Source organism: Jeotgalibaca caeni (assembly GCF_028863945.1).
GTDB lineage: Bacteria > Bacillota > Bacilli > Lactobacillales > Aerococcaceae > Jeotgalibaca > Jeotgalibaca caeni.
In genome coordinates, this window is record NZ_JARBEA010000089.1 from 1 (window position 1) to 5,417 (window position 5,417).

Here is a 5,417-nt window from a genome sequence, read left to right on the forward strand (position 1 = left end):
TTGATACTTACAACCAAAAATTCCTAGGTCGCAGTCATAAAGGTTTCCAACAGGCCGAAGGCGAGCTCGAACAAATGCTGAGTCAACCGATGGAGAATTAGAAACAATCTACAGTAGGGAAGAACCATTTACACAAAATTATTGACGCTCCCTTAGCTTATATGGAATACCTATATTATTATTAGTGTTGACTGGTTTTTATTTTTATGACGGTTTGTCAAATTAATCTCTTATTTTGCAATACATGATTCTATTCAATTTCATGTATTAATTTGGTTAATTTGGTTTATAAATTTTGATATTTATTATCTAAGGTCTTAATATTATTTTTGAATCTATAGACTAAAAATAGAGAACGTAAAGATAAGTCTATAGCGATTGACAACCACACACCGGCTATACCTAGATTAAATATTTTTGATAATACAATGACTCCAACCACTCGAATAACCCACATGCCAAATGCCGTGCTGTACAAAGGTGATTTGGTATCCCCCATACCTTGCAATGAACCAGTGGTAATCAAACTGATAGCTAAAACAGGCTGTGCGAATGAATCGATTCTAAGAGCTGTTACTATCTGATTAATTGCTTCTGTATCATCGGTAAATAGTGTGGCGAATAATGGTGAACCGAAAAATAAAATGACGCCTAAAAAGGACATAAATATCACTCCGTATTTAGCAGATGAATAAGCGTAATGGTTAGCTTTCGGTAAGTCCTTTGCCCCAATGCTATTTCCAACCAAAGTAGCTGCTGCTGTAGCTAACCCATATGCAGGCATATAAGTGAAGCTCTCAATATTTCCAGCTATCGAATGAGCAGCAAAAGTTTTTGCGCCAATACTTATAATTAAACCAAAATAAAGAACTTGACCTAAGCGCATAACTAGGCGTTCTAGAGTAGCTGGAATAGTAAGGTTAATTAATGACTGATAATTCGATTTTTTAAATATAGTTAAGAAATCTATAGGACTGCTAGATTTTTGAACCCTATTTAACAACAAAATTGTACCCATTAATCGTGAAATCGCAGTACCAATTGCTGTTCCAACCACACCTAATGCTGGAATGGGACCTAAACCGAAAATGAGAATATAGTCTAATATTATATTTCCTATATTTACGACAGCTGTTACCTTCATGGGTGTTTTTGTATCTCCAGTTGCTCTCAAGATGCTGCCTAATACAGTCATGAGGGAGATAAAGACTGAACTTCCGCCGACAATATAAAAGAATTGTTTTGAATACGTTAAAACTTCAGCTGAAGCACCCATAGTCGCTAACAAAGGTTCTCCAAGAAAAAGAGAGCCAAGAGAGAAAACAAGGCCTACACCAGTCGCTAAAACAACCGATTGGTTGGTGACTTTTTGGGATTCTTTTTCTTTATTTGCTCCTAGATATTGAGCAATTAAAGCAGATGAACCCACCCCTAAGGCAATAAAAACAGCTAAATAGACATTTAGTATAGTGTTGGCAACTCCAACAGCGGTTACGGCCAGTAATCCAATTCTAGAAATCATCAGAGTGTCGATAAAACCAACGAGTGTCTGTAAAATGTTTTCAATCGTGGCTGGAATTGCTAAAGAAAGGACTTTATTTTCTTTTAATTTTTTCATGAATGATTAACCTTCCTAAATCATCTTACTGTATTGTTTAATAGCACGACGTAAACTCTCTAGTTCTTTTTCAGTTTGACCGCTCGCAATAGCGTCCCTAAAGGTATGGTCGGCATGAGCTTCCAATAAAATCTGACTAATCTTTTGTAATGCAGATCGTGAAGAGTTCAACTGAACAATCACCTCGTCATAAGGCCGCTCGTCAATAATCATGTTTTTTATCCCGCCAATTTGACCTTCAATACGATTCAGGCGTTTAATTATACTCACTTTGCTGTGATCTGGATGATGTGTCATAAAATGCCTCCTATAGTTCTAATAGGGTATGCCCCTATATCCTATTAGAATTATAGGATTAGGTAATAAAAAAGTCAACCGTTAGTCAGTAATGTCATTGATTAGTCAAATAAATCTATTGCAGTATTAAACCCTGCTTTCTATCGGGTTACACTTTTCATATAAATGGCGATTATTGCGAAATTATGCTCATCAGACATAGCCAAAGACATAATCGCTCAACGTTGTATTTTTCTTCTCCTTTTTATCATAAACGGTGGGTAAAGATACATAGATAATGAGATATCCTTTAAAACTAAAAAGAGACACTTTTCTTTTGAAAAAGTGCCTCTTTTAATTTGTGTCTTAAACGATTGTTTTTGATACGAATTTGAAATTCAATTTGTGTAATAGTTCGAATCCCTTCTCACATCATTTTTCAGTAAGTATTTAGTTAAATGATTATCGTTTACTCCCGCTTTAATAGCTTTGGATAAGTTCGTTCGATAGCGAAACTGCCTAAGGGCGCAGTAATTAAAATAGAAAGTACAGCTACCGTTAAAATGAGTTGTCCACTTTCGAGTCCCATTGCTAAAGGTATACCTCCAATGGCCGCCTGCACAGTTGCTTTAGGAGTATAGCTAATCATAGTAAACAACTTTTCTTTCCTGTTCAATGAAGAAGGGAGTAAGCTGATAAAAACGCCGATCATACGCACAATCAAAGCACCTATTATTAATAAAAGAGCAGGTACACCAGCTCTTAGGGCGTAGGTAATATCAACTGTGGCTCCTACAAGAACGAATAACAAAATTTGTGCTGCTGTCCATAACTTGTTGTATTTATCCGATAATCGGTTTGCTAGTTCGGGGTATAACTGATTAATTGTTAATCCTAAAGCCATAATTGCAAGCAAACCTGAAAAGGAAATGAAACCGACTACCAGCTCTTCAAGTTCCAGCAATAAAAAGGAGAGGCTGAGGAGCATAATGACTTTGGAAGTATCTCTCATATGACAATTACGATAAAATCTTTGAGCTAACCAACCTGTCATTGAACCGATCAAAATTCCCATTAGAATAGCAATAGGGATTTCAATTAAATTAATTGCAGAAAACTCTCCCCCTAAGGCTAAGGATAAAAAAGAAGAAAATAAAACAATCACAAAAACATCATCCATAGAGGCTCCAGCAAGAACTAATTGTGGAACCCGTCTTTCTTGTCCATATCCTTCCTCAATAACACGAAGCATAGACGGAACGATAACTGCAGGAGAAACAGCAGCTAATACAGAGCCCATTACAGCAGATTCCACTAAAGACAAGTCAAACAAGATCGTCCCTAATATCACGACCCCACTAATTTCGAATAAAGCAGGGATAAAACTCATAAAAATAGCGGACGAACCAATTTTCTTCAAATCATCTATTTTTAAAGATAACCCTGCGCGAAACAAAATAATTACTAAAGCCATTTGACGAAGATCAGCAGAAATAGTAAGAATTGAATCATCTATAGCATTAAGTACATAAGGACCTAATATAATTCCCGTAATAATCATCCCGACTAAACTAGGCAATCTCAATCTTTTGAAAAGCCAACCTAAAAACATTCCAACTAACAAAATCAAAGCAATACTGGTTAACATCGTTCTACCTCCATAAGTTTAAATTAAAAAAGCTGATGACTTCTGGATAGAAAACAGTTTTCTATCCAGAAGTCATCAGCTTTTTACAGCGGTTTAGGCTTACGCCAAGGGAGCACTTCATTCCCTGTAGAATCTATTATACAATATTATTTACGAATAGACTATACTCAACAGAGCAAAAAAAATTGAAAACGAGTACTTAAAGCTGAATTTAATGAGACACATAAAAATAATAAAACCCATTTATGCAGAAGAGAAACATAGCAATTAGATATGAATCTAATACAAAAAATCGTAATCTTCTTGTATGCAATCTATTATAACATATTTCTTACTATTTTTATTTATCTCTCTCTGTCTCTTATATAATTATTAAACTTCTCAGTATAGTTACTTGTCACATCTTCAAACATTATAAACTTCTCTTCTGCTCTAGTAACACAAACATCATGTCTGTTTTTTTCCTTCTTCATCAAAATTATAATAAGACGAAAAACTCAACACTTGGTTGAACTCAAGACCCTTAGCACCAAATACGGTCATAACTTTGTGTAAATCGTTAGATTCAATAAAGGCGGAATGGTAGTATGGCTGTTTCAATATTACTAATAATCGTTCAACTTCACTACTCTTTATATTTAAGCCTATTAAATTATCACTTGTTTTTTTATTTCTCGTCAAAGTGCCCTTGTTGGCAGGTTTCGTTTTGGTACTTGCCACCCGCCAGATCCTTATGTCCCGGACTACTATCGAGTTTGGTTCTGGTGATCGCCCCCTCGAGCCCTTGCATCCCGCCTTTATCAAGTTGATTATGAGCCTGCTGTCATCTACATCCTTATTATAGCAAGACCCTCTGTTTTATCCATGCAACTAGGCACACAGACGCTCTTCCTTATTAAGCCAGAGAGAATTGATTCCATCTGTCGATTTCCTTCTCTTAGCTCTAATCTATTATAAGCAATTCTATGTATTGTTTAACGACTGTGATTCATAATTCTCTATCATCCATCGGTTCATGTTGGTAATGGATTGGGCTAAGTGCCCACATTCCATGAACTCCAAGTACTCCACAAAACTTGGAAAGGACTCTTTGCCTTTCTCATTTCCTTCCGAAAATGCTAGATACTGACCCAATAATTTCGAGAAGAACTGTTCAAAAAGAAAGTGGCCCCCTATCGCCTGTGTGGAGAGATAGGTATACCATTTTCGAGCCAACCTAACCTCCTTTCGGCTTAGGAACGAAATGATAGCGTTGGTGACAATTCGGCTGATTTCATGGCTATACTCGGTAGTCGTTCTATAGGCAGGAAATGAACGTGAGACACTACCCATAAAGAAATCTATACTGGAAGAAGGGATTGCTTTCATACAATTATTGAACATTGCCACTTCGTAATGTGTCCACGTCTCTGTTTGCTCCAAATACTGTAGCAAGCCATTGGAGTTTTCATTCAGTGCCCGCTGTGAAGGCGTTCCGGGATCGGCAAAATAAATGGCAATATCGTGCTGATTGCTTAAAGCTCGCCAATTGGAGAATTCTTTCCTTGTCATAGTTCCGCTCACCTCCTGCATTAACTTAGGCAGCGAGGTATTTTTTATTCTAATAACTAGCTTTACCTTGTTTAACTAATTATTAGGCGTAACAAAAAAACATATTAAAAGGCTTTTTTCATAGCACAAACGTCATAACAATATTAAAATATTCATTTATGAATATTTGGTCGGGAGCGTCAATAATTTTGTGTAAATGGTTCTTCCCTACTGTAGATTGTTTCTAATTCTCCATCGGTTGACTCAGCATTTGTTCGAGCTCGCCTTCGGCCTGTTGGAAACCTTTATGACTGCGACCTAGGAATTTTTGGTTGTAAGTATCAA

General features: G+C 36.4%; 4 protein-coding genes, 1 pseudogene and 1 riboswitch. All 5 genes and pseudogenes read right to left on the reverse strand.

Annotated features, from left to right (window positions below; genetic code table 11):
• Window positions 1-286: 286 nt before the first annotated feature.
• The gene (locus PVE40_RS12200; protein ID WP_076768360.1) at window positions 287-1,618 is read right to left on the reverse strand and encodes an MATE family efflux transporter; all 1,332 of its coding nucleotides are present in this window, start codon (window positions 1,616-1,618) and stop codon (window positions 287-289) included.
• 15 nt (window positions 1,619-1,633) lie between these two features.
• Window positions 1,634-1,915, reverse strand: coding sequence for a metal-sensitive transcriptional regulator (locus PVE40_RS12205; RefSeq protein ID WP_126110082.1), 282 nt, complete (start codon window positions 1,913-1,915; stop codon window positions 1,634-1,636).
• A gap of 448 nt (window positions 1,916-2,363) precedes the next feature.
• Window positions 2,364-3,542 (reverse strand): cation:proton antiporter, encoded by a 1,179-nt coding sequence (locus PVE40_RS12210; RefSeq protein WP_274732215.1) that lies wholly within the window; start codon window positions 3,540-3,542, stop codon window positions 2,364-2,366.
• A 59-nt stretch (window positions 3,543-3,601) separates the two neighbouring features.
• Window positions 3,602-3,676, reverse strand: a riboswitch (Fluoride riboswitch).
• Window positions 3,677-3,989: 313 nt separating this feature from the next.
• The gene (locus PVE40_RS12215) at window positions 3,990-4,262 is read right to left on the reverse strand and encodes a hypothetical protein (RefSeq protein ID WP_274732216.1); all 273 of its coding nucleotides are present in this window, start codon (window positions 4,260-4,262) and stop codon (window positions 3,990-3,992) included.
• Window positions 4,263-4,505: 243 nt separating this feature from the next.
• Window positions 4,506-5,084: pseudogene (locus PVE40_RS12220) on the reverse strand (Rgg family transcriptional regulator); the annotation flags it as partial.
• Window positions 5,085-5,417: the final 333 nt, after the last annotated feature.